Raw genomic sequence first — 25,763 nt, 5'->3', positions numbered from 1 at the left:
GGGTTTGTACCTGATCGGCTTTTTTAACGTCCAAGAGATTTTCCGTACACGCTGACTCGTTTCTCTAACAAAGCAAAAGCGAGTTCAAAGAAAATACTAAGCATCCAATAGATCAAAGCAGAGACAAGATACGTTTCTAAAAATTTGTAGCCGTCATTTGCAATGATGCGAGAGATTCCCATGATTTCCAGTACACCAATTGTAAACGAAAGGGATGTGGCTTTTAACAGCTGAATGAGCTGATTCCCTAGGTTTGGCAGGGCAACCACAAACGCTTGCGGTAAAATAATGCGCATCATCGCCTGTCTGGTGGTCATGCCAACGATTTTCGCCGCTTCAAGCTGCCCTCTGTCTACCGCAAGGAGTGCGCTGCGGACCACTTCTGTTAAATGTGCGGCTGAATGCAGGCTGAAGGTGATAAGGGCAACGGTAAGCGGGGAGACCATATCCGGGTGAAAGGTCAACCCAAAAGTGCTATTCATTTTGGTCAGAACAAATGGAATGCCATAAAAGAAAGCAAACAACTGAACAATGAGAGGTGTTCCTCTAAAAAATGAGACATAGAGCGTGACCAGCTGGCGGAGCACAGGGATACGAAAGAGGCGAATGAAAGCAAAAACAGATCCAATCAAAAGGCTCACAGCCATAGAAACAAGTGCAATCAATAAGGTAAAGGGAACGCCTTTTAGAATATGTGGTATTTGGTCAATCGCAAATGATATATCAATGGTTTGCATCAAATCGCCTCCTTAGCGTGACAGGCTGGTGCGGCCTTTCACAAATTTTCTTTCCAGTAGCATCGTGATCAGTTCAATACTGATGCAAATCAGCCAATACACAATTGCAATGATGACGTACACTTCAAACATCCCTATCCCGTAGTTATTGCCTAGGATGATTTTGACCTGTCCCATCATATCAATGAGTCCGATTGTAAATGCAATGGCGGTATCTTTCACGAGATCAATGGTGTAATTTCCTAGGTTCGGAAGTGCAATGAGAAAGGCTTGCGGAATAATGATCCTCATTAATGCCTGCGTATCTGTCATCCCAACAATGTAAGCTGCTTCAAGCTGATCTTTCCCAACAGAGGAATATGCACTGCGAAAGACTTCAGATAAATAAGCGCCCGTATGTAACGAGAATGTGATCATCACAAATAACACACGATCCCAATGATTGATTTGAATTCCCGCCATGAGTAAAAGCTGAGGCAGGCCAAAATAAATGAGGAATAACTGAACAATGAGCGGTGTACTTCGTGTAAATGACAAATAAATGACCGCCAATTGTTTCAGCACTTGAATTTGTTTGATTCGAATGCAAGCAAACAGCAATCCGATGATGATGGCAAAAAACAATGACACCACAATCATAAGAAATGTGAGTGGCAGACGATCAACCACCTGTAAAAAGATTCTTAGCCAATCTCCAGCTGTAAACGTCATGGCGCTTCCTTCCTTTCTTCATATTGATAGCCTTGCTCTGATATATAGTCAATATCTTGAAAGAAATCAACGCCAAACCATTTCTTCGCAAGGTCAGGTAATGTTCCGTCTTCTATCATCTCTTGTGTTACTCGGTCCAATTGTGATGCTAGTTTCTTTTGACTAGGCTGTAAGACAAGATAAATAGGTTCCTTTGAGACAATGCCGCCCACTTTGACTTTCAGGTGAAGATGTTTTTGAATCGTATCAAAGGTCGAAATATTCATAAAAGCCGCATCGGACCGTCCACTTTCGACTCGTTTTAAATTGAGTTCGTTTGAAGGGCTTTCAATGGTCGTTAGCGGAATTTTCGGATCATTTTCTTCATTATATTGATTTAATATGGAACGAAGGCCGCCGCTAGGACTGACGGGAGCGAGCTTTTTTGATGTCATATCGTCTAGAGATTGAATATCTTGCTCTGATTCATTCACAATTAAACCTGTCATCGAATAGCCGTATGGCACCTTAGGATAAAGAAAGCGTTTTTCACGTTCAGGATTACTAAAAAACCAATTAGCCGCCATTTCAAATTTCCCAGCGCCGATCCCAATTAAATTGGATTCTTCCTCGCCAAAGATATAATCAAAATGAATGTGTGGCAAACGTTTCTCGACTTCATTTAAATAATCGATGTTATAGCCAATCGGCTCGTTGCGGTCATTTGTGGCTAAAAAAGGCGGATTGACTTCTGCGCTTAGTGCGACTTTGACAATTTGTCTGCCATCATCTGTTGTCGTTTTCACACTGCTGCAGCCAATGAGAGAGAGGAGAAACAGAAGGATACTAGCGGCAGTGAATAAAGTCTTGCGCTTCATCTGTCTTCCTCCAATCCTTGCCACATCCCGCGATGAATTCTTGATAAAAATTGTTTCGTTCGTTCATGCTGAGGCTTCATCAAGACGTCTTCTGGTGAGCCTTTTTCAACGATTTCCCCATCTGCCATAAAGATCACTGTATCCGCTACATCTTTTGCAAACGAGATTTCATGCGTCACAATGACCATCGTCATGCCTTGGCTCGCAATATCTTTCATCATTTCAAGGATTTCTCCGACCATCTCTGGGTCCAGTGCGGACGTTGGTTCATCAAACAAAAGCACCGCAGGATTCATGGCAAGAGCACGAGCAATCCCAATCCGCTGCTGTTGACCGCCGGATAATTCACTTGGAAACGCATCTTTTTTATGAAGCAGCCCAATTCGCGTTAACAATTGCTCTCCGATTTTTTCCGCCTCTTTTTTAGACATGTTTTGAGACACAATCAATCCTTCTGTGATGTTTTCAAGTGCTCGTTTATTTTGAAACAAGTGATAATGCTGAAACACCATAGACGATTGCTGTCTGAGTTTTAGAAGATCTTTTTTTCGATATTGTTCAAATTGAATCGTGGCTTCTCCAACTGTCAGCGTTCCTTTGTCTGGGATATCAAGGCTGTTTAAACTGCGGAGAAGGGTTGTTTTTCCTGATCCGCTTGGTCCAATAATGGCGACCACTTCACCTTCTTGTACGGTGAAATCAATTCCTTTTAACACATGAGTTGACCCATAGGATTTATGTAGATTAGTAGCAGAAATCATAAAAGCATCACGTTCCTTTGACATATGTACTTAATATTGATAAAATTTAACACATTAAATCCTATAAGTAAAGTGTGTTTTAATAATACCTATTGGATAAATCGGATATGATAGATTGCGAGAAACAGAGGAGTTGGATACGTTTTGTCTAAAGCATTATTTGTCGATACAGATTTTCAAAAAAATTGGCTAAATCAACTAGAATCCCTTCGTGAAACGATCGAACAGTCTGCAAAAGAACATGATGAGGGTGCCTATTTTCCTAAACAGAATATCGAATCATTAGTTAAACTGGGCTATACAACGTTGTCTCTGCCTGTTGAGTACGGGGGCGGGGGTCAATCTGTAAAGGATATGGTCCTTTTTCAAGAAACACTAGGAAGTATGGATGGAGCAACTGCCTTATCGATCGGCTGGCACCAAGGAGTTGTAGGTGAAATTTATGAAAAGAAACTATGGAATGAGAAGCAGCTGCAATTTTTTGCTGAAGAAATCAAAAATGGGGCTCTTGTGAACCGGGCCGTCAGTGAAGCGCAAACAGGGAGTCCAACAAGAGGAGGCAAACCTGGAACAACTGCAACGAGATCAGGAGATCAATGGGTGATCAGCGGCAGGAAAACATTCACAACGATGTCACCAGCACTCACATATTTTCTCGTCGGTGTATGGATCGAAGAAAAAGAAGCGATGGGCTTCTTCTTAATTCACCGTGATACAAAAGGTGTTTCTATAGAAGAAACGTGGGATGTTGTTGGCATGAGAGGAACAGAGAGCCATGATTTAATTCTAGATCATGTGGAAGTTCCAGATGACATGTTGGTTGAAGTGCAAAAAGGACCTCGGGGCGGTACACTGAACCCTTGGATCGCACATATTCCTTCCTGCTATTTAGGGATTGCACAAGCGGCAAGAGACTATGCTGTTCAGTATGCCATCACCCATTCACCGAACAGTATTAGCGGAACGATTAGCGAACTGCCAAATGTCCAAACACTGATTGGCGAAATTGATTTACTACTAAAGCAAGCACGCCATGTCATCTATTCAACGACAACATTGTATGAGCAGCCAGAGAAAAGAGAGCTGTTAATCAATGAATTCGGTGCTGTGAAGCATACAGTCGTCAATGATAGTCTACAAGTGGTCGATAAAGCCATGCGTTTAGTCGGTGCAAAAAGCTTAAGCCTTAGCTGCCCGCTTCAACGTTACTATCGAGACATTCGTGCTGGGCTTCATAACCCACCAATGGACGATATGACGATTTCGAAAATTGCAAAGCAAGCGATTGAAGAGAAAAAATTGAACGTACAATAAACAGAAAGCCGGATAAAACCGGCTTTTTTTATTGAAAAAGAGGACGAGCGGCTCTTATTTCTGATCAGTCAGCATGCTACAATCGATTGCAATCATGAGCAAAGAGGGTGATTGTTTGCAAAAAAAGAAGATGAAATGGCTGATTGCTGGCGTGATGCTTGCAGCACTTTGTATGAGCAAGCCTGGATCAAGTGAAGGAACATCTCCAAAATGGTCCGTCGATGAATTCATGAAAGATCGGGAAGGCACATTTGTGATTCAAGAAGTAAAAGAAAAATCACCATGGGTGTATAACAAAAAAAGAGCGAACAAGCGCTTTGCACCACAATCAACGTTTAAAATAGCAAATGCCTTAATCGGACTTCAAACTGGCGCAGTTAAAGATGAATACGACATCAAATATTGGGACGGAGTAAAAAGAGAGATTGATAACTGGAATAAGGACCATACACTGGGCTCTGGCATGAGAGATTCAGTCGTCTGGTATTATCAAGCCATGGCACGTGACATCGGGGAAGAACGCATGGGCCATTGGATAAAAGCCATTCATTATGGGAATCAAGACATATCTGGTGGAATCGATCAATTTTGGCTAAGCAGTACGCTGCGCATTTCACCAGTAGAACAAGTCCATTTCCTTAAACAGCTATATGAAGAAAGTCTCCCATTTGACCTATCTGTTATGAGAACCGTCAAGCGAATGATGATACAAGAAGAAGAGAAACACGCCACGCTATACGGAAAAACAGGCTCCGGATCAGGAATCGGCTGGTACGCAGGCTTCATCAAACATGAAAACAAAACCTACATCTTCGCCACAAATATCGAAGGCACCGGACTAGAAGCAAAAGAAATTACCTATCGTATTTTGAAAAAATATCATTTGATGGAAGCATCCGTTTAGGGTGCTTTTTTATGTGTGAAAAAGGGGATATATAGATAAGTTGATGATATATGGATTAGTTTGAAAGAATGATATATTTATAGAAATATATTGAAGTATCATTTCAAATGTATTATTATATATGGCGTAATGTTACAAATGTTACAAATATATGATAAGGAGATTAATATGAACCTAAAAAGAAAAGTAAATTGGAAAAGAAATATTGCAGCGCTTCTAGCCTTTGTGATGCTTATATCAATGTTACCTTCTGACATTTTTGCAGAAGAACATGTAGAAAATACAAAATCAAGTCATAACAGCATGCCAGAAACAGACGATTCAAAAACCCTTGAAATAGCAGGGATTGATGAAGCTGAAATTGGAAAAGACGGAGAAGTTCTTTCGGAAAGAACAGCAAACAGCAAACTTTTCTATGAAGGAGAGGGAGTATTTACGCAAGAAGTATATCCTGATCCCATTCATATAAAAGAGTCACCAGATGCTGAGTGGGAGGACATCTCTCCAGAGTTAAAAACAACTTCGAAAAAAGAAATAGAAACGGAAAATGCAAGGTTAGATTCAACCTTTCAAAAACAAATGAAGCAAGGGCTCTATGCTACATTCGAACACAAGAAGCATCAAATTGAATTTTCAATTTTAAAAGCTTCAGGAACAAACAAATCAGAAATTCGTTCCAAAGATACCTCTGCACAATTTAAAGAGAACACCAACGAACTTACATACGAAGAGGTATTTCCACATATTGATTTGCGATCATTTACTTTTAATGAAAATATCAAAGAAGATATTGTACTCAAACGATATGATGGCTACAATTCTTTTACATTTAAAATAAAGACAGATCTAACTGGAGAAATTGAGGAAGATGGTTCTATTAGATTTTTTGATCAGAAAAAACAGACCATTTTTCAAGTTCCAAAACCGTTTATGACCGATTCAAATCTAGATGAAAAGTCAGGCGAAGTGGCTCGATCAGAAGATGTGAGCTTTGAATTGCAAAAAGAAGATGATGGCTATTTACTTCGTGTAACTGCTGATGAGAAATGGCTCAAGGATCCTGAACGAGTTTATCCTGTGTCTATCGATCCATCGACTTCTTTATCTGTTTCATCAGACACATTCATTATGAGTGCATACCCAACAACAAACTATTCAACATCTACGCAAAAATGGGATGCTAATCTGAAAAGTTATGTCCTGAAAACCGGTTATTATGATAAAACAACTGGTACAAACTACGCGTTCATGAAGTTTAATTCATTCAAACCGATTCAAAATATGAATGTAACAAAAGCGACACTCAAAACGTATGTTGCTCATTCATATTACGGGACGAAAGCAACTGGTCTTTGGCTGGATACAGTGAATGCCAACTATGATCATACAAAGCTAACATGGAACAATAAACCAAGTTCTAAAAACATCGGTAAGGCCAACGTATATAAAGGACAATGGGCGAGTTATGATGTGACATCGACCATCAAAGCTTGGAATAGCGGAACAGCTAACTATGGCTTTAAATTACATGCTAATGGAAATGGACAAGATCATTGGAAAAAAATAATCTCATCAACAAACTCAACCAAAAAACCAGTCATTGAAGTCACGTATACCATTCCACAAGCAAATGCACCAACTGTAAAAGGTTTTAGTAATGGAAATGGGACAGGTTACTTAAACTTAAGTTGGAAAAAGGTGTCTGGCGCAAAAGGTTACAAAGTGTGGCTATACAACGGAAAAGAATATGAAGCCATTTCAGTTGGGAATGTGGCATCATGGAGTACAAAAGGAAAGAATATTTGGCCGACAGCAAGCGAGATTGCAGCTAAGAAATATAAACTTCATTTAGATGGAAAAGGGGGGACAGAATTAGCAGTTGATCCTTCCCCGGTTTACAAAAACTCAGGTGGTAATTATGCGACAAGCAAAAATTATTGGGTAGCTGTAAGTGCGATTTTTGACCAAGGTGAAGGCGCAATGTCAGCAAAAGTAAAACCTGTCGTGCCGAATGTGGCTAGAGCGAAAGCACCTAGTACAAAAGGATTCAATAATAATAACGCAACAGGTTACTTTGATCTTTCTTGGACTTCAGTTTCCGGTGCGACCGGTTATAAAATACAAATGTTTAATGGGAAAAGCTATGAGACATTGGATCTCGGGAATCAAACATCATGGTCAACAAAAGGAAAAAAAGTATGGCCAACAGCTGCTGAGATTAAAGCAGGTAAATTTGCATTGCACCTCCAAGATGGAAAAGGGGCTGAGATTCCAATTCATCCTGGTGCGACTTATAAAAATGCTGGAGGAGATGCGGCTCAAAAACATTATTCCTTCAGAGTGATTGCCTACAATAAAGATGGAGAAGCTATTGCTTCACCGCCATCTGGACCAACTTTACCTGATCTATCTAGACCGAAAGCTTTATCTGGATATGCTTATACGAATACGAAAGAGAGCCAAACAGGTTATATCAATTTACATTGGGACAAAGTAAAAAATGCAAAAGGATATAAAATTAACATCTATAATGGTAAGGCATATCAATCATTTGATGTTGGTGATGTCGATCATTGGACAACACAAAATAAGAATATTTGGCCGACTCCTACTGAAGTTAAAAGTGGGAAATATGTGCTTCATACAGATGGTAAAGGCGGGGAATTAGCGCTAGACCCATCACCAGTTTATGAAAATGCGAATGGAAATTATAAAGGACGCAAGAACTACTCCTTTACCCTTTCCGCCTACGATGCAAATGGAGAAACCATTCCGACACCAGCCTTTAACCCGACATTCCATGAAGGTGCCGAATTCCTTGGGACAGAGGATTACTGGTCGATTATTGATATACCAGACGGCCAGCTGAATGGTGCAACTGGTAATGTGATTGTCAGTGAAGAAGAAATGTCGATTGATGGAAGAGGACCAGGACTTGGAATTGGTCGAACTTACAACAGTTTAGATGCAGCTGACCACCTGTTTGGACAAGGGTGGTACGCAGATGTAGAAACTAGTATCACGCCAACAAAAGAAGGTGCCATCTATCTTGATGAGGATGCTACAACTCATATTTTTACAAAAAAAGCAGATGGTACGTATCAACCACCAACAGGTATTTTCCTTGAATTAACGGAATCAAAAGATGAATACATGTTAAAAACGAAGGATCAAACCTTTGCACACTTTAGTAAAAATGGTGGGAAAATCACCAAGATTGTAGATGGACATAAAAATACAACGACATACAAATATAACGAAAACAATCAGCTCACTTCAATGGAAGATGCATCTGGACGAAAAATAACAATGGAATATGATGAAGATGGTCATATCATCTCGGTCCAAGGACCAAAAGGAAAAAAGCTTTCATATGAGTATGATGCAGGCTTCCTAATAAAAGTCATTGATTCTGATGGAACGAGTATCTCATATGAATATGACAAAGAAGGAAAATTGATTAAACAATTCTCTCAAAACAGCACAGAAGATCAGCCTGTTTTTACAGAATACCAATATGAAAATCACCGTTTAGTCAAAGCGATCAATGCAAAAAAAGAAACCTTTGAGTATGCATATGATATGTCTAAAAAGACACTCATGCTGACGCAGCCAAACGGCCGGAAAATACAGTATACGTATAATGAAGCAGCCAACCCGATTCAAGTTGTAGATGATGCGGAAGGGCTTAAAATTACTACTAAAACGAAATATGAAGGCAACCAAATCGTAGAAGAAACTGACCCCAATGATGTAGAAAAAGGAAAAGCTACAGAAAGCTATTCGTATGACAAAAATGGCAACATCATTCAAGCTAAGGATGCTTACGGGACAGAAACCTACGAGTATAACAAAAACAATGATGTTACTAAAGTGAAAGATACAGAAGGAGATATTACAGATATCGCCTACGATGGATTAGATGCTGTATCTGAAACGGATCAAAGTGGAAATATGTCTTCAGCAAGTATTTATGACTCGTACGGGAATTTGGTACAAACGAGTAAAGAACTTGCTGCAGGTGCGAGTATATTAAAAAATGGCAGTTTTGAAGATACGCTAACTGGCTGGAAGCTTACAGCATCTAAGGATGATGGGAAATTAGCGCAAACAGCTGGGAAAAGTGGTCCGTTATCTGGCGGCAGAGTATTAGAGGTCAGTTCACAGTCGACAACTGAAGGAACAGAACTTGGCTATTCTTCTGCTACTCAAGAAGTGAGACTAGAGCCAAATACGACGTATACACTGAGTGGAAAAATCAAGACAGAGCTAACGAAAGCAAGAGCATTTTTTAACATCGATTTAAGAGATACAAACAACAAACGAATTCAATGGATCAGTAACGGCTACAGTACATTATCAGGCAAAAACGATTGGACAAAACGCCAAGTCACGTTTACGACGCCATCTCATGCAGGCAAAGCTGTGATCTATATGGAAGTGGATCATCGAGATAAGGCTGGAAAAGGAAAAGCCTGGTTCGATGAGATTCAGCTAGAAAAAGGCGAAGTTTCATCAAGTTATAATCCAGTCAAAAATAATTCCTTTACGGATAAAACAACAAGCTGGAGCGGAACAGGTGGTTCATTAGATAATGAAGAAGGCTTTAACGATGACGTTTCGTTAAAAATGACAAGAACCTCTTCAACTCAAGCAAATGCCATCTATAAACAATCTGTACCGATTGAACAAAGTGCGAATGATCAATCTGTATATGTCACATTGACTGGGATGTCTAAGGCTGAAAATGTCAAAGCCTCAAATGAAAATGATTACTCACTTCAAGCGTTCGTTACGTATACAGATGGCACAACAGGAACATTTAATGCGAAATTCCCAACCGGTACACAGGAATGGAACCGAGCAGCGGTTGTCATACCAAAAACAAAACCATTGAAAAAAGTCGACGTACAGATCGTTTTCCAAAAAAGTGCGATGGGAACGGCTTGGTTTGATGATATCCGTCTAGTAGAAGGTAGTCTGTTAACGAAAACCACTTACGACGAGAAAGGGAACTATGCTGTTAAAGAGGAGGATGAGCTTGGTTACTCATCTCAATCTGCCTACGATGAAACAGGCAAAAAACTTTCTGAAACAGATGCGAAAGGCGAAAAAACAACATTCGAATATGACCAGGCTGATCAGCTGAAGAAAATCACTTTATCTAACGGGACGTCCATTGTGAGAACGTATGATAAAGAGGGCAATGAACAGTCGAAAACCATTCGTGCAGAGTCAGATCAGACGTATCAATTCGAATACGACCTAATGGGCAAATTGACAAAAACCATTGATCCATTAGGGAATGTGTTGAAAAGTGAATATGATGCGAATAGCAACTTAATCAAAACCATTTCTGCAAATGGACATGAAGTGTCTCTCACGTATGATGGAACAGACCGAGTGAAATCCAAGTCATACAATGGGACAGAAAAATATAACTTTAGCTATGATAAAAACGGAAACGAAACAACGGTTGTTAACAAAGAACAAAACACAACCAAAAACAGAACGTTCGACCAACAAAACCGCATCACAAAGTTAACAGAGCGTGGCAGCAGCCAAACTTGGACGTATCCAGCCAATTCAGATAAACTGAAATCCTTTGAATGGACACACGGAAATCAAAAAGGAACGAACCAATTCAGTTACAATAAGCTTGATCAAATGACGCAGATGAAGGATTCGAGTTCTACGTATTCGTTTGATTATGATGAAAATGGAAATGTTCAGTCCTTTATTACAGGTAACGGCAGTGGTGCTAGCTTTGCTTATGATGAGCGCAATTTAATTAATGATTTGCACATTGGAACAAGCCAAGGGGTAACGATCTTAAACGAAGCTTACGAATATGATCAAAATGGAAACAGAATAACGGTTGATCAAGGAAGCAACGGGAAGATTCGTTATGAATATGGAAAATTAGATCAATTGATCAAAGAAACTCATCCAGATGGCACGGTCATTGGGTACACATATGATGGGTTTGGAAACAGAAAAACCGTCACAACTGAAAAAAATGGCACTAAAAAAACAATCAACGCGTCATTCAACATCATGAACCAACTGACAAAGGTAAATGATGAGACTTTAACTTATGACAAAAATGGCAACCGAACGTCTGACGGACAATTCCTTTATGAATGGGATGCAGAAGATAACATAACGGCCATCACGAAAAAAGGCGAAGACAAGCCATTTGTCACTTACAAATATGATGAGCGTGGATATAGAATTCAAAAAACAGTGAATGGAAAGGTCACCAATTACTTTTATGACGGCGACAGCCTGAATGTTTTATACGAAACAGATGGAGACAACGAAGTCACAAAAACATACACATACGGTGAGAGTGGACAACTCCTTGCATTCACGCAAAATGGAAACAAATATTTCTATCACTACAATGCACACGGTGATGTCATAGCCATCACAAATAGTGCAGGAAAAATCGTTGCTGAGTACGAATACGATACATGGGGCGTTCCAACAAAAGTAAAAGAAAATGAAGAAGTAAAAGGAAACCCATATCGCTATGCTGGTTACCGCTTCGACGAAGAAACAGGACTTTACTATTTAATTGCACGCTACTATGAACCGAAAAATGGCGTATTCCTATCACTTGACCCAGACCCAGGAAGCGATGGAGATTCACTAGATCAAAACGGATATACCTATGGAAACAACAACCCAGTCATGAATGTGGACCCGGATGGTCATTGGGTATGGTTTGTTGTCAATGCAGGATTTGCGGTATATGATGGATACAAAGCTTATAAATCGGGCAAGGGCTGGAAAGGTGCGGCTTTAGCAGCAGCTTCGAACTTTGGACCTGGGAAGATATTTAAAGGTGCGAAAAGGGTTTATAGTTTTGCGAAAGGTAAAAAATACTTAAAGCCAGGACCTTTTGCTAAGAGATCTATTCCAGCGAGGAGTACAAGTAGTAGGCTTAGAAAGAAAGAACGTAGAATCCTTAATAGAATTGGAAATACACACGGTTGTCATACGTGTGGTGCGAGAGCCTCAGGTACAAAAAGTGGAAATTGGATAGCTGACCATCAACCTGTATCACAATTGAGAAAAAAAGGCCAAGCTCAAAAGTTATTTCCTCATTGTCAGACTTGCTCTCGAAAACAGGGTGGGCATGTAAGTGCAATTATTAGAAAAAAATCTAGGAGGTAATTAAAGGTGAAAAAAGAAGAGATCTTATTAATACTGGATCAGTCTTTTCTTAAAAAAGAGATGCCTCTTTTGGATAATGGAAATTTTGATTTTGTCAAAGGTAGATTTTCTGTATTTGTTGGAAGAGAAGATTGGCTAATTACAATTCAAATATTTGGTTTATCCAAATTGGGACCGGCCATAGATTGTTTTGCAATTGGAAATCAATTAAACAACAAACCTTCGAATACTTTGTTAGACTTTCCTTTTGATTTCATTGATCAACATAATACAATTATTGTGGATGAAGAGATAGAACCAGGTTTTACAAAAAATCCAATTCATATTAAATTAAGAGATCAATTTTTTGAATTTCATATTTCTGAGTCCTCTCAAACCCATATAAAAGAAGAAAATGAATGGATTGTTTGCTTAAGAGAAATGGCTAAAGACCAAATGTTTCTAGAGAGGCTCTGGTTGACAAGTAAAGAACAACTAGAATTATTCAATTTAAAATCAAGTTATACTCAACTGTATACAACTAATTCATGGTTTCACCCAGAATCGGATAAACATCTGCCTAGCCAAAATGTTTTTTTTCAAACAGTTGCTGAGAGTATAGTTTTTCATGATTCTAGTATTATCAAAAATGAAAAAAAGAACACTGAATGGATTTTATGGGCACATACTGACTCGGTAGAATATTATTAATCTCATTGTTAAAAGGAGAAAATACTAATGAATTCAACACAAATTCTTAATATATTAGACGAAGAGTTTGATAATTTAAATCGTCCTATTTTTGAGTGGCGTGAAATGAATTATATTGGAAGTAAATGTACAATTATTCGCTTGAATCATCAACAGTGGTTGATAGCAATACAATCTTTCTTATTAGATAAGAAAGGTCCTTATGTGACAATAGATTTTTACCGTAATGACACACAAAACAGATATCAAAATATACTAATGGACGACTTGACTTTTAAGTTAGATAATAATAGTTACATCCCTTTTTCAGATATTGAACCCCATCATTTACAATTAATAAAAGAAATAAAGTTTAATGAAGACTCTTTTTGTTTGAAAAATCTAAATCTAAATGATGAAATGGATAAGAGTGGTAAATCTTTTTTTAGAAATCTTTATGAAATACCCTCTTTTAGAAATTTTCTTTGGAAAACACCAAGCTCTCTTTTGAATTTTGTGGGTTTAAAAGATGGTTATGAAAAAGTATTTGAGACAGAGGAATGGGAGTATCCAGACTACTTAACAGAACCAAGTGAGACAGTATCATTTAAATCGTTCGCTCAATTTTTGGCAAATGAGGTAGACTCCGTTAATGTTGGTATCCCAAATAATCATTGGATGGAATGGAAAGATTATGATATTGATTGATCAATGAGAACATGAAGATTCAAATGAATACTTTTAAGTTTGCAAACAAACCTCCACTTATCAGTAGGAGGTTTGTTTGCTATAAAGATCATTTGAGTTTGTACAGTAATTGAGGTGAAAAAATTGAAGAAAGTTAAATTAAGCACGATGACCAAAGAATCTATCGCAGATATCGAAAAAGAAATAATAAATTCCGCACTAAATCTAGTGAAAGAAAAACAAGCAAAATTTAAAGATTTAGGGTTAACAATCAATGCTGAATTTGGAAGGTTTGTATTCGGAAAAAAATAGAGAGGAAGAGAAATTCAAGTTTCAGATTGTTTTACAGCAGGATATCATTCATCCATAAAATGGCGAAGAGCTTCATGATGGTGAAGAAGGTGATCCAGGTTATTGTATAGACCATCTCGATATTTGGATTTGTGTATCGAATAATCTCGTTAGCAAAAAAGGATATTTAAGAGTATTTGAAAATGAATCAGATTTGCGGGGAATGATTATACCATTAATTGATGAATTGTATAAAGAAGCAACAGAAATTCTTCAAATCCTAAGCAGCTAGGATTTTTTCAACCGGTCTAAAAGGGAGAGAAATGGTGCTTAGATAGGAACAAGATAAAGTAGAGCATTTGCAGTAAGAAAGCAAGTAAAGGAAAAAGAATGAGCAAACCATTCAAAGCCATGATGAATAAAATCTTATTAGGAGGCCTATAAGAAGTGTATTTGAAAAATATACAATTAATGTCAGATGACGATCGTGGGAACTTAGCCAGCCAATCCCTTTGTATGACTGAAATGTTTTTATACGAATTAGAAAAGAAATTTCAAACGAAAGATTGTGAGGCTATTGTTTTGATATGTGGGTCTTTTAAAGACTACAAATTAATTAGTACTTTAAAAGATGAACCAGATATCTTATTTTTAAAAAATACGTACGAGCTGGAAGTACCCTTCCGTTACAGTGAATTTGAAAATGCAACAAATAAGAAAAAGATCTTAGCAGATACTTTGGAAAAAGCGATACTCTATCTGTGTGAACTGAAAAATTGGGACAGTCAGCTAGTCAAAGCGACATTTAAGAAAATGAAAGAGAAGGAATATAAAGCGGAGATTAAAGGGAGAACAAAACTAAGTCCCGATAAAAAAAGAAAAGCTCACCCACTTATCGAATTAGATTTAAAACAGTTTACTCTTTATCTTGTAGTTGAAGACAATAAAAGAAATATCTTAGATAAAAAATTAATTGCAAAAACCGATACTTATTTAGAAGAAATATCCTATCATATGAGAGAGCTTAAGTGGTTAACGGATCATGAAGTGGCACTTTTCAAACGTGCACATAAAACAGTTTATACAAGTATACGTTTATCGTGATAAAGCAAAATGAGAATAATATAAAGAACACAATCTATAAAGAGGGTATTCTAAATGGGCTTTTGGGAAGAAGAACATAAGAAAAAGAACATCATAATTGGTGATGATGGATTAGATATTTTTGAAGAAGCGATTGAACAATTCTATGAAATGACTGAGGAACATTTGAAGAGAAAGCCAACGATTGATGAGATGCTTTTGACAATTATGATGGCTTTAAACAATGGAGGTCGTCACTATTTTGATGATTTAAACGACAAAGAAGTAACGGATATTAAAATAACAACTAAAAAAGTAAAAACTTTAAGTAAAGTAGAACCAGGAGCTATATTTGAACTCCCATTAAAAGAAGTTGGGAAATTGAGCTATGCTTTGATCATTTCGGGTGAGGGGAAAAATCAATATGATGATATTTTAATCCAATACTATGATTTGTTTGTTGATGAAAGAATAGAAAAAAATGAGTTAAAACAATTGATGAAAAAAGAGAATGGACTATTTGTTGCAAATACAGGTCTGACAGGCTTTTTAAATGGTTCATGGAAAGTCATCACAAAAATAAATCAAGATTTTATAAAAGAAGAGGATCTTCAAAATCTGAAATTCGTGGAATACCGAGATGGAAATTATTACGTAAGCAAGGGGAAAGAAGGTCACAATGCACCTGTTATGGACTTAGAGGTTGCTGAGCCAAAAACGGCTAAAATGATATTTAACCCGATTGGTATGCTTGGCGAATATACTATTATAAGTATTCTTTCATTATATTTTAAAGGTATGTCAATGGAGGATATTATTAAATATGAAATATAGGCAGTTTACAGCGTAAAATGAGTTTTGAGAAAGGAATGGTGTAATAAATGGCTGAACCAAAAATGCTAGACTGTTTAAATAAAATACGAAATGTCTTAAAGGGGACGATCACAAGAGAACAAGTGTCTGATTGGGCTGAAATTTACGTTTCTGCAGACGATCCAGAAATAGACGATGATCAAGTTTGGGATATGCTGATTCTTTTAAGTGGAATTGATTTGAAAGATTCACCTAATTCTTACTTACATCCTGTAGATGATTTGAATGACTGGTTAGAAGAATACAAATAGTTCCTATATATGAGCTTGCTAAATTCTTATGGTTAAGCCCATTTATAAATAAAAAAGAGTGACGCAATGTTCATGAATCCGAAAGAATTAGAAACCACCATGCAATTCCCTGCGACAAAGCGTTATGCCTATTTCATCAAAAGATCGTTGATTTTGTAGAGGTTTGGTCATTAAGAAACGAGAAGGGGTGGGTGATGTCAGAGGATGAATATGGTGTACGGCAGCTTCATTTTTGGCCGACAGAGGAACATGCCGCTTATTGCGCGATCGATCAATGGGAAAAAACAGTCATTAAAAGAAGATATAGAGGAAGAATTAAAAAACTACTAGTTCGACAAGAGTGGAGGTAGTTGTTTGAAACGGCTTGAAGACTTATTTATTCGTTCAGAAAAAGAATTCAAATTCTATCAGAATTTAGTAGACCATGTGTTTGAAACAAGTAAAGAGCTGCCACAACAAGTCTTTCGTAAGACATTTGATTGTTTTTTGTTTCAAGAGTTTGATTGGGCATTGAGTGATGATATTTTACCAACCATAAAAGAGTTATCAACTGTTACACAAGATAGAGAATTTTTGACTGCAGTCCTTCAACCAGATCCAACCGCATATTATTTGAAGGAATTTGGTTATTATCATTGGCTGAAAGCGAGTGTGAACATTTCAGGTGAGGATTATGTAAATGCACTATGGATGCACCCAAAAGGTTCCATAGCGGATAATATAATCACGAATTCGAATATAGTTGTCTGGTTATCTCATTCTTTGCAGTGGGCGATTTGGGCAGATAGAGATATGGAAATTTGTATCATAGGGATGGTATCAACAAAAGATTCTGCAAAAAATATGTTATTAGAAGAAGGATGGAAGCCACTGGATCATCCTGTTTTAGCAAAATGGCTACAACTATTATTAAAGGATCAAAAAACATTCGATGACTATTTCACTCAAATGCTTTCTAGTTATGCATAATGTTCCAAGCGGTGGAATTGAGAATCAATGACTGATAATAGTCTTACCCGAAGATATGAAAGGAGCATAAAGTGAAACATTTGTTTATATCCGATCCAAAAGAATTTGAACATGTTCTATCGTTTGTTCATTCGCTCATTCACAGTACGAAGACATTCCCTGATCAAGTGTTGAAAACGAAAACCCCTCATTATTTATTCGAAGAATTCCATTGGTTGTTATCAGATGATGGCTGGGAAATGTTAAAAGGTTTAGCTTTGAATCATCATGATGACTATATACTCATGGCTGTATTAGATGAGCAGAAGAGCATGGATGATTATTATCATGATTTTGGTTATTATCCTTGGGTGAAAGTACCGTTAAACCTCACACCAAGTGATTACCTCGATCTCTTAACGGATTATCCGATAGAGAGTGTAAATGATAGCATAATGGGTATTGCTTCACGTGTGATATGGGTTTCCCCTTCTGCGAAATGGATCATTTATGGCGACAGAGGTTATGAGATAGGAGTACTAGCGATTCTTCAATTAGAACAAATGAATAAACAATTGTTAAAAACGTGGAGAATTTTAGATGAGATTGTATTAGGCTGGATTTCAGTTGTATTTCCGAATCAAAAACTTCCTGATGATTTTAAAAAAGAACTGATTCGAAATTATACTAATTTTTGGGGGAGTGAATGAGATGTTTAGCAGTATTGAGAAATGGATCGATTATTTAGATGGTGTCTGTGATGTACTGGCATTCTCATTTGATTTTTTTCGTAAAGAACTAGTCATAAACATTAGTATAAGTGAAATAAATGATGCTCGGTATCATGAATTGCGATTTATGAATGTGGCGAGTCTTTATTATAATGGGGGTGAAGGTAATGATAGATTTGAAGAATTGATACAAGAAGAGATGAATTGGCAAATTTTTGAATGCAGTTACCATCCTAATGGGATAGGGAACTTTAAAAATGTACTTCTTGAAGAATTTGATTCAAATGCAAATTTTCTATTTAACATCAATGGGATGTTACTCGCAATAGAATCGAAAAACGTATGTTTCGATTCACAAGAATTTATTTGCAGTGTATAGGAAGATCTCATTAGCGTCTAAATAAGAATTAAAAACAATGAGAGATTGGAGAAAATCCATGAGATTCAGCCGTGATAAACAAGGTTTATTCGATGATTTAAAACAACGTTATCAATACTTATTAGATTCATCTTATCCAGATGAAATCGTCTCTTTTGAAGCAGAAACTGGTATATTTTCAGATGACTTTTATTTATTTTTTTCACTTGTTGCAGGTAGCCTAAGTTATGTGATCGATCATAAACGAATACCGAAAAAACAGTTAAACGTGCTACGTCAGTCATTTGAAGAGCAATATCCCCAAATCAAATCATATCAACAGATCCTTGAATCGTATCCTTTATTGCATTCCTATGTTCAATACCATGAAGAAACAAGAAAACGAATCATTGCACTTATACAATAACCTCTTGGAGGCCAAACAATGACATGGTTTTTAGATGAAAAAATCCAGAAACAAATCCCTGATTTCGATATCAAGCATCTAAAGCAAATCAATGAATTTCACTACTTTAAAGAGTATAATGAACATTACGACTTGATCAACTGTATTGTAATACACATCCCATATGATTCCCCGAATCTGCAAGCAGACATTCATCTGAAATTTACCAACGTCTCTTCTGTTCAAATCAAAGATTTGGAGTTAACAAACGATTCCTATCTTTTTTTGAACGTTCAACTTTTGGATAGAGGCTGGGAATATTTGAATTACTTTGTCGAAGATTATGAAGAACAGTATTTCTCTTTTTACTGTCAAACAGTTCAAGTCATACAAGTCGTATCAAATGAATCGGGCTAGTCGCTCTACATATGTGCGAATCATACTTCCCCATCCCAACACAGAAAGGTGCAATGACATTGAATCGAATCATGAAATGGCTCTTATTTGCGGCGGTCATCGCTGGATTATTGGTATGCGCATTCTTTGTGTTCCGTTTCAACCAGCCTAAGCCGACGACGAACATCCATTATGCAGACACACAAAATAAACAGCAAACACTGGATATATATATGCCAAAGGGAAAAGATGAAGACAAAAAGAAGAAGCATCCAGTCATGATCTATCTCCATGGCGGCGGCTGGACAGGCGGCGATAAGAATAGAGTCGCTTCAAAGGCTGATTATTTTACGGGTCAAGGGTATGTGTTTGTTTCAATGAATTACAGGCTTCACCCTGATGCCAACTTCGAGCAGATGGCAGATGATACGGCAAGCGCTATTAAATGGGTGAAGGATCATGCAGATGAATATCAAATCGATTCGTCAAAAATCAATGTCATGGGTCACTCAGCGGGTGGTCATTTGACAGCATTGGTTGCTACAGATTCGACTTACTTAAAACGTGTGGGGCTGTCGCCAAAAACGATCAATTCTATCGTGATTTTAGATGGGCCGTTAAACATCAATCAATTTATACAAGCCATTCCATCGTATAAAAAAGTCTTTGGCAAACACGAGAAGAACTGGACAAAGGCATCACCTGTCACTTATATGAATCAAACGAATGTACCGCCTGTTTATTTGGTCACAGGCTGGGAAAACCCTGAGGTGTACCGATTTGCAGAAAAACTGAACCATGATCAAGGCTCACGGTTTGTTTTTCGGGTTCATTCGCTGAGCCACAGTGATTTAAATAAATGGTTTGGATCTGACAGAGCGCCAAAAGAAGCGCAAGAGATGACAAAGGCTGTGATGGCTTTCGTCAAAAAACAAAATCAATAACAAAGACTGTATGCTAGGGCAATCCATTTTGCCGAAGTATATGATAAAGTGGTTTGAAATTAAAGGAGTGTATGTTGTTGTCATCACGTATGGAAAATAAAGTGTTCAATTGCGAAAAAGAGCTGACGCTGAATATTATCGGTGGTAAGTGGAAAATGTTGATCTTATGGCACCTTGGGAGAGAAGGGACAAAACGGTTTGGTGAGTTAAAGTCGTTAATGCCTGGGATTACGCAAAGAATGCTTGTCAATCAGCTAAGAGAATTAGAGGAAGATCACATTGTGCACCGAGAGGTTTATCCTGTCGTTCCGCCAAAGGTTGAGTATTCTCTCACAGAACTCGGAGAAAGCTTAATGCCAATTTTAGAGGCGATGTATGATTGGGGAAAACAATATCTCGACAGTAATTTCTTAAAAGACGATAAATAGAAATACCTACAATAGATACTGAACGAAAGACAGTATTTCAGATTGTTGACAAAGGGCTAAAATGAATTGATTTTAGCCCTTTGTCTTCCTTTCAGCGTGATAGAAAACCTTTGCAGCCCTAGGAAGGACGAGTACTGGCGCGGAGCGAATGTCACATTCGTGAGCACCACCACGCAGGACTGACACCGAATGCGAGGGTTTGTCTACACGCTGAGATACTGGTCGAAAGACAGTATCTTTTTTGTGCCCATATGCGAAAAAGTATAGTATGTAAAAAAAAAGTGCGTACTAGGATTGCGCCATTCCTGTTGTTATACTCGTTTCATGCAAGAAAGATTCAAGATGCATCATCCGCGGAGCTCTTGAAGATGACATGATGAAACAGGAGTGAATGTAGATGAAATTACAATTAGCGTTAGATTTAGTGAATATACCAGAAGCGATCGAGCTGATCAAAGAAGTAGAAGCGTCTATTGATGTGGTGGAAATTGGGACACCTGTTGTGATCAACGAAGGGCTTCGTGCTGTAAAAGAAGTTAAACAGGCGTTTCCGAATTTACGTGTGCTGGCGGATCTCAAAATTATGGATGCTGCCGGTTATGAAGTGCAGCAGGCATCCGAGGCTGGAGCGGATATTGTGACCATTCTTGCGGCGGCAGAAGATATGTCCATTCAAGGAGCGGTGAAGGAAGCAAAAGCAAGAGGGAAACAAATTTTAGTCGATATGATTGGTATCAAAGATATCGCCGGCCGTGCGAAAGAGCTTGATGAGCTTGGGGTAGATTATATTTGTGTGCACACAGGCTATGACCTGCAAGCGGTTGGTCAAAACTCATTTGCTGATCTCATGACCATTAAACAAGTGGTCAAACAGGCGAAAACAGCGATTGCAGGCGGTATTAAGCTTGATACATTGCCTGAAGTCGTCAAATTAAACCCTGATTTGATTATTGTCGGCGGCGGTATTGCGAGCCAAGACAATAAAGCAGAAGTGGCTGCGCAAATGAAGCAGTTGATTGCACAATCATGAAAACAAGTGACTATGTGAGAGCGATTCTAAGCGAGCTTTCTGAGCACTCGCCCGCGATTCAAGACGAACAAGCAGAGCAGCTTGTCAAAAGCATTTTAGCGGCTCGAAAGGTCTTCGTCGCAGGGGCTGGCAGGTCTGGTTTGATGGGGAAATCGTTTGCGATGAGACTCACGCATATTGGTGTCGAAGCTTATGTGATCGGTGAAACGAATACGCCTGCTTTTACATCTGAGGATTTATTGATTGTAGGGAGCGGTTCTGGCCGAACAGAGACGCTGCTTGTGTTCGCGAAAAAGGCAAGGGCGATTGGCGGAAGCGTGGCGTCGTTCACGCTTTCAGCTGAGTCACCTATAGCTGATCTATCGGATGAAGTCATCTTACTTTCAGGTGCGCCAAAGGATCAACATGAAGGAAACCATCATACGATTCAGCCGATGGGCTCATTATTTGAGCAAACTTTGCTTCTTATGTACGATGCGGTCATCTTGAGATTGATGGAAATGAAAGAGCTCGACACCCATAAAATGTACGGTCACCATGCGAATTTAGAATAGCCGTGATGAAAACCTTTCCTTTTTTGAAGGAAAGGTTTTTTTAATACATGGTACTTAAAAAGAAGGATCACTTGACATAAAGGATAAGATGTAACTATAATAGTTACATCTTGAAAGAAAAAACGTAAGCAACGGAAGGAAGATGAAGATGAAAGTACAAATTTGGTCAGATATCGCCTGTCCTTTTTGTTATATAGGAAAAAAACAGTTGGAAACAGCGCTTGAGCAATTCCCTCATAAAGAACAGGTAGAAGTAGAGTTTAAAAGCTTTGAGCTTGATCCGAATGCACCTGTTGCAGTGGATTATGATGTGCATGATATGCTTGTCAAAAAATATGGCATGAGCCGTAGCCGGGCCATCGCGATGAATGAACAGGTGAAACAGGCGGGCAAGGAGAAAGGAATCGATTTTCAATTCGATCCACTCGTTTTGACAAACACCTTTGATGCCCACCAGCTCGCACAATATGCTGGAAAAATGGGAAAAGGCGATCTCGTCATGGGAGAGCTGTTTCAAGCGTATTTTACAGATGGAAAGCATGTTGGTGATCGTCAAACCCTTTTAGATATCGCAGAAAAAGCAGGCCTTGATCAGAACGAAGTACAAAAGGTTCTAGACGGGCAAGAATTTGCAGACGATGTACGAGAAGATGAAAAAGAAGCAAGACAGCTCGGGATTTCTGCTGTGCCTTTTTTCTTGATCAATGACAAATATTCGGTTGCTGGTGCACAGCCAGCAGATACGTTCCTTCGTGCCCTTGAAACGGCTTGGACAGAAGAGGCAGTGCAAACGGAGAAAGCGGCTGATGCTTCATTTGAAGAAGCATGTGCAGATGGCGTATGTGCAGTACCTTCACCTAAAGAAGAAGTATAATCGGCATTTTCCCTATCTTTAATAAAAGATAGGGATTTTTGTTGATTAATAATTAACATACCTTTATACTTAAGTTATCTTAATTATGAAGGTGATGACAGTGACATCCAAAACAACGATGATCCAAGAATTAAACCAAATCGAAGCGCGCATCCATCAAAAGCTCCGATTAGAGTTTGAAGAGTTATTTGTAGATGAGTTAACTGATAAACAGCATATTGTCCTTGATTTCGTAGAGCGAAAAGGGGGAAGCTCACCTATTCAAATTGCTCAGCAACTAGGCATCACCCAAAGTGCTGTGAGCCAGTTGTTAAACACACTTGAAAAAAAAGAATGGGTTCGCCGCAGCATCAACCCGCAAAATCGTCGGGAATTGCACGTTGAACTTTCTGAAAAAGCAAAGACGTACTTGGAGAATATGAGAAAGATAGAACTTGCGATCATTGAAAAATACTATTCAAAATTAAGCCTCGAAGAGATCAACACATTGACATCCATTTATACAAAGCTTGATCAATTGATTGTAGATCAAAATGAAGGGGAAGGATGATGATCCATTGATGATGCTCAAACAAGAAGTACAGCGAATTGCCTCTTCTTATACGGAAAAAAAGAAACAGGCACTGCTCGTGATCGGCCTGATTCATCAAGGAGAAAGACACGTTTTTCATTTCGGAGATCACCCCATACAGCAGCGCGTGCAGCCTGAGGAGGTCATTTTTGAAATCGGCTCTATTTCAAAAGTCTTTACGACAAGTATATTAGCAAGCATGATTCAAAAAGGGCAGATGAAGCTAGACGATTCCATTTCACTGTATTGTCCCGAAATAAGAAAGAATCACCCTATCCAATTGGAACAGCTGGCAACCCATACGTCTGGACTTCCTTCACATCGTTTTCTCAGAGATTTACAACTAAGGTTCCTTCCAAAAGTGAGAAGAGATATGTACTGTCAATACTCCCTTGATGAATTAATGAAACTGTTACACTCGAAAAAATGGAATGAGCGAAAAGAATACCCATCTCGTTACTCCAATGTAGGGATGGGACTCCTCGGGTTGATCATGGGATGGTCTCTTCACAAAACATATGAAGAGCTGCTGACTGAATATATCGTGGATGAGCTGAAACTATCGAACACCTTGATTACGATCAAGGAGGATGTCAAAGAGAAGATGGTCCTCGGTCATCAAGAGAATGGAAAAGAGGTTCCTCCGCTTCAGATGCATGACTATCAAGGGGCTGGTGCGATTCGTTCGACGATCACGGATTTGCTTTCATTTCTCTCTGCGCATATGAGTGCAGACGTCGCTTCTCCATGGAAAATGACCCACGAGCCAAAGGTAAAGATAGGGAAAAACATGTCAATGGGACTCGGATGGGTCATAGATGATACGGGATTGATTTGCCATAATGGTGCAACTTCTGGTTTCTCCAGCTTCATGGGCTTCCGCCCGCATTCAAAAACGGGAGTGGTCGTCTTGTCTAACTATCGCAATCGTATCACGCAAGATTCTCCTGACCGAATTGCCTATGACGTGATGAATATGCTTGAACAAGAGCCTAAAGCCAAATGAGCCTCCTATGAAGAGGGCTCATTTTTTCTTGCGTTCAGCGCTTTAATCGTTTCACCAGGAACGAGTTCAGGCTCATAAAATGTTTGATCAGGGAGATTCTTTTTCCCTTGTACTTTTTTAATCATCCAGTCTGCCGCATCTCGTCCCATTTGCTCTTGAGGGTGTGTCAGCGTTGTCAGTTTCACATGGGCATTTTTTTGGGCAATATACGAGTTATCCTGTCCGATAATGGAAAGATCATCTGGAATAGATAAACCCATTTCACTACATACATTTGCTACTTCTAACCCGACTTCATCGTTATAGCAAACAAGGGCGGTCAGCTCATGCTGGTGCGCTTGTAAAAAGGTTTTGATATGATCCCCCAAATACTGCTTCGATTCTGTATCGAAAAAAAGGACATGCTCTGGTAGGAAATTGAGCTTCGCTTCACCGAGTGCCTGAATATAGCCTTTCATTCGATATTTTCCTTGTAAATCATCTGTTTTTGAAATCAGTCCAATGTGCTGATGTCCAGAGGTGATCAGCTCCTTTGTCGCTAAATAGCTGGACTTCACATCATCCAAACAAAGGAAGGGAACCTCTAACTGCTCATAGTAGGCATTGATCATAATAAGCGGGACATCCTGCTCTTTAAAGGAAAGGTAGTACGAAATGTTTGGATTATATAAGTTGCTTTTTGTCGGTTCGACAATTAATCCGTCCACACCAAAGGACAGCATCATTTCAAGCGCTTTTTTCTCCTGCTCCACATCGTTATTTGTACTCGCCAGTAACAAAGAATAGTTCTCTTCATTTAATCGGCTTTCGATGCCCCGAATGATCGACGGGAAAATGTAATCGGATATGTATGTGGTGATGACGCCAATCGTTTTCATATGAGCATGTCCAGCAGGTTTTGTTTGATATTGATTGGTGACAAATGTGCCCGAGCCTTTTTCGCTTCGTAAAAAACCTTCACTCGATAATTCTAAGATGGCTTTTCGCACCGTATGCCGGCTTACTTGATACATCTCTTGTAAGCTTGATTCGGTTGGAATACGCTCCCCGATCCGGTAATCCCCTGTCAGTATTTTGCTTTTTATATCATCCATAATGATCTGGTACTTCTTTTTCATCGTTTCACTTCTTTCACAGTTGATCCTCTACTCGGATTGAGAAGAACTTGTATGGACATATTTTAACATGGTTGCTCAA

At 38.6% G+C, this 25,763-nt stretch carries 27 protein-coding genes; 22 read left to right on the top strand and 5 right to left on the bottom strand.

The window, feature by feature from the left end; all coding sequences use genetic code 11:
• Positions 1-23: 23 nt before the first annotated feature.
• Genes MKY11_RS12375 through MKY11_RS12360 form a run of 4 tightly spaced genes read right to left on the bottom strand, consistent with a single transcriptional unit; the run spans position 24 to position 3,090 of the window.
• Entirely contained in the window at positions 24-737 is a 714-nt protein-coding gene (locus MKY11_RS12375) for an amino acid ABC transporter permease (RefSeq protein WP_041090876.1), read from the bottom strand.
• Between the two features lie 12 nt (positions 738-749).
• On the bottom strand, positions 750-1,448 hold the full coding sequence (locus MKY11_RS12370; protein ID WP_342501452.1) for an amino acid ABC transporter permease: 699 nt from the start codon (positions 1,446-1,448) through the stop codon (positions 750-752).
• Complete coding sequence (locus MKY11_RS12365) at positions 1,445-2,305, bottom strand: amino acid ABC transporter substrate-binding protein (RefSeq protein ID WP_017358081.1); 861 nt, start codon at positions 2,303-2,305, stop codon at positions 1,445-1,447. Before MKY11_RS12365 ends, MKY11_RS12370 begins: the two co-directional genes overlap by 4 nt.
• The gene (locus MKY11_RS12360) at positions 2,302-3,090 is read right to left on the bottom strand and encodes an amino acid ABC transporter ATP-binding protein (RefSeq protein WP_008342612.1); all 789 of its coding nucleotides are present in this window, start codon (positions 3,088-3,090) and stop codon (positions 2,302-2,304) included. The genes MKY11_RS12365 and MKY11_RS12360 overlap by 4 nt, the downstream gene beginning before the upstream one ends.
• A gap of 120 nt (positions 3,091-3,210) precedes the next feature.
• On the opposite strand from MKY11_RS12360, the gene MKY11_RS12355 reads away from it, so the two are divergent.
• From MKY11_RS12355 to MKY11_RS12250, 22 genes are all read left to right on the top strand, one after another.
• The gene (locus tag MKY11_RS12355; RefSeq protein WP_025207686.1) at positions 3,211-4,380 is read left to right on the top strand and encodes an acyl-CoA dehydrogenase family protein; all 1,170 of its coding nucleotides are present in this window, start codon (positions 3,211-3,213) and stop codon (positions 4,378-4,380) included.
• A gap of 115 nt (positions 4,381-4,495) precedes the next feature.
• Positions 4,496-5,284: a BPU family class D beta-lactamase gene (gene blaBPU, locus MKY11_RS12350; RefSeq protein ID WP_342501451.1), complete on the top strand. Its 789-nt coding sequence runs from the start codon at positions 4,496-4,498 to the stop codon at positions 5,282-5,284.
• A 168-nt stretch (positions 5,285-5,452) separates the two neighbouring features.
• Entirely contained in the window at positions 5,453-12,466 is a 7,014-nt protein-coding gene (locus tag MKY11_RS12345) for a DNRLRE domain-containing protein (protein ID WP_342501450.1), read from the top strand.
• Between the two features lie 6 nt (positions 12,467-12,472).
• Positions 12,473-13,156, top strand: coding sequence for a hypothetical protein (locus tag MKY11_RS12340; protein WP_342501449.1), 684 nt, complete (start codon positions 12,473-12,475; stop codon positions 13,154-13,156).
• A 27-nt stretch (positions 13,157-13,183) separates the two neighbouring features.
• Positions 13,184-13,843, top strand: a complete 660-nt coding sequence (locus MKY11_RS12335; RefSeq protein WP_342501448.1) for a hypothetical protein — start codon at positions 13,184-13,186, stop codon at positions 13,841-13,843.
• A gap of 123 nt (positions 13,844-13,966) precedes the next feature.
• Positions 13,967-14,134: a hypothetical protein gene (locus MKY11_RS12330; RefSeq protein WP_342501447.1), complete on the top strand. Its 168-nt coding sequence runs from the start codon at positions 13,967-13,969 to the stop codon at positions 14,132-14,134.
• Positions 14,135-14,560: 426 nt separating this feature from the next.
• Entirely contained in the window at positions 14,561-15,217 is a 657-nt protein-coding gene (locus MKY11_RS12325) for a hypothetical protein (RefSeq protein ID WP_342501446.1), read from the top strand.
• A gap of 54 nt (positions 15,218-15,271) precedes the next feature.
• Positions 15,272-16,030: an Imm26 family immunity protein gene (locus MKY11_RS12320; protein WP_285526747.1), complete on the top strand. Its 759-nt coding sequence runs from the start codon at positions 15,272-15,274 to the stop codon at positions 16,028-16,030.
• A 47-nt stretch (positions 16,031-16,077) separates the two neighbouring features.
• Positions 16,078-16,320, top strand: coding sequence for a DNA-binding protein (locus tag MKY11_RS12315; RefSeq protein WP_046526837.1), 243 nt, complete (start codon positions 16,078-16,080; stop codon positions 16,318-16,320).
• Between the two features lie 191 nt (positions 16,321-16,511).
• Positions 16,512-16,670, top strand: a complete 159-nt coding sequence (locus MKY11_RS12310; RefSeq protein ID WP_342501445.1) for a hypothetical protein — start codon at positions 16,512-16,514, stop codon at positions 16,668-16,670.
• Positions 16,671-16,674: 4 nt separating this feature from the next.
• A complete protein-coding gene (locus MKY11_RS12305) occupies positions 16,675-17,289 on the top strand; it encodes a hypothetical protein (RefSeq protein ID WP_047946475.1) in 615 nt (204 codons plus the stop codon).
• A 71-nt stretch (positions 17,290-17,360) separates the two neighbouring features.
• Positions 17,361-17,978, top strand: coding sequence for a hypothetical protein (locus MKY11_RS12300; protein WP_342501444.1), 618 nt, complete (start codon positions 17,361-17,363; stop codon positions 17,976-17,978).
• Between the two features lies 1 nt (position 17,979).
• Positions 17,980-18,378 (top strand): hypothetical protein, encoded by a 399-nt coding sequence (locus tag MKY11_RS12295; RefSeq protein ID WP_284725497.1) that lies wholly within the window; start codon positions 17,980-17,982, stop codon positions 18,376-18,378.
• 58 nt (positions 18,379-18,436) lie between these two features.
• Positions 18,437-18,784: a YxiJ family protein gene (locus MKY11_RS12290; protein ID WP_342501443.1), complete on the top strand. Its 348-nt coding sequence runs from the start codon at positions 18,437-18,439 to the stop codon at positions 18,782-18,784.
• A gap of 18 nt (positions 18,785-18,802) precedes the next feature.
• Positions 18,803-19,180 carry a hypothetical protein gene (locus MKY11_RS12285; protein WP_144667376.1) on the top strand — a complete coding sequence of 126 codons (378 nt, stop codon included), beginning with the start codon at positions 18,803-18,805 and terminating at the stop codon, positions 19,178-19,180.
• A gap of 53 nt (positions 19,181-19,233) precedes the next feature.
• A complete protein-coding gene (locus MKY11_RS12280; RefSeq protein WP_110487667.1) occupies positions 19,234-20,103 on the top strand; it encodes an alpha/beta hydrolase in 870 nt (289 codons plus the stop codon).
• A 71-nt stretch (positions 20,104-20,174) separates the two neighbouring features.
• Complete coding sequence (locus tag MKY11_RS12275) at positions 20,175-20,531, top strand: winged helix-turn-helix transcriptional regulator (protein WP_029708013.1); 357 nt, start codon at positions 20,175-20,177, stop codon at positions 20,529-20,531.
• Positions 20,532-20,928: 397 nt separating this feature from the next.
• Positions 20,929-21,561 carry a 3-hexulose-6-phosphate synthase gene (hxlA, locus tag MKY11_RS12270; protein ID WP_024718772.1) on the top strand — a complete coding sequence of 211 codons (633 nt, stop codon included), beginning with the start codon at positions 20,929-20,931 and terminating at the stop codon, positions 21,559-21,561.
• On the top strand, positions 21,558-22,115 hold the full coding sequence (hxlB, locus tag MKY11_RS12265) for a 6-phospho-3-hexuloisomerase (RefSeq protein WP_342501442.1): 558 nt from the start codon (positions 21,558-21,560) through the stop codon (positions 22,113-22,115). Before hxlA ends, hxlB begins: the two co-directional genes overlap by 4 nt.
• A gap of 148 nt (positions 22,116-22,263) precedes the next feature.
• Positions 22,264-22,989: a DsbA family oxidoreductase gene (locus tag MKY11_RS12260; RefSeq protein WP_024718774.1), complete on the top strand. Its 726-nt coding sequence runs from the start codon at positions 22,264-22,266 to the stop codon at positions 22,987-22,989.
• Between the two features lie 94 nt (positions 22,990-23,083).
• Positions 23,084-23,539 carry a MarR family transcriptional regulator gene (locus MKY11_RS12255; RefSeq protein WP_202394234.1) on the top strand — a complete coding sequence of 152 codons (456 nt, stop codon included), beginning with the start codon at positions 23,084-23,086 and terminating at the stop codon, positions 23,537-23,539.
• A gap of 10 nt (positions 23,540-23,549) precedes the next feature.
• A complete protein-coding gene (locus MKY11_RS12250) occupies positions 23,550-24,566 on the top strand; it encodes a serine hydrolase (protein WP_342502110.1) in 1,017 nt (338 codons plus the stop codon).
• 5 nt (positions 24,567-24,571) lie between these two features.
• Here MKY11_RS12250 and MKY11_RS12245 read toward each other — a convergent pair whose 3' ends face one another.
• Entirely contained in the window at positions 24,572-25,684 is a 1,113-nt protein-coding gene (locus MKY11_RS12245; RefSeq protein WP_039167175.1) for a GntR family transcriptional regulator, read from the bottom strand.
• Positions 25,685-25,763: the final 79 nt, after the last annotated feature.

This window comes from Bacillus sp. FSL W7-1085, from assembly GCF_038595035.1.
GTDB lineage: Bacteria > Bacillota > Bacilli > Bacillales > Bacillaceae > Bacillus > Bacillus altitudinis.
The sequence above is the reverse complement of the archived record's forward strand: the minus strand, read 5'-3'. Positions and strand labels throughout refer to the sequence as shown.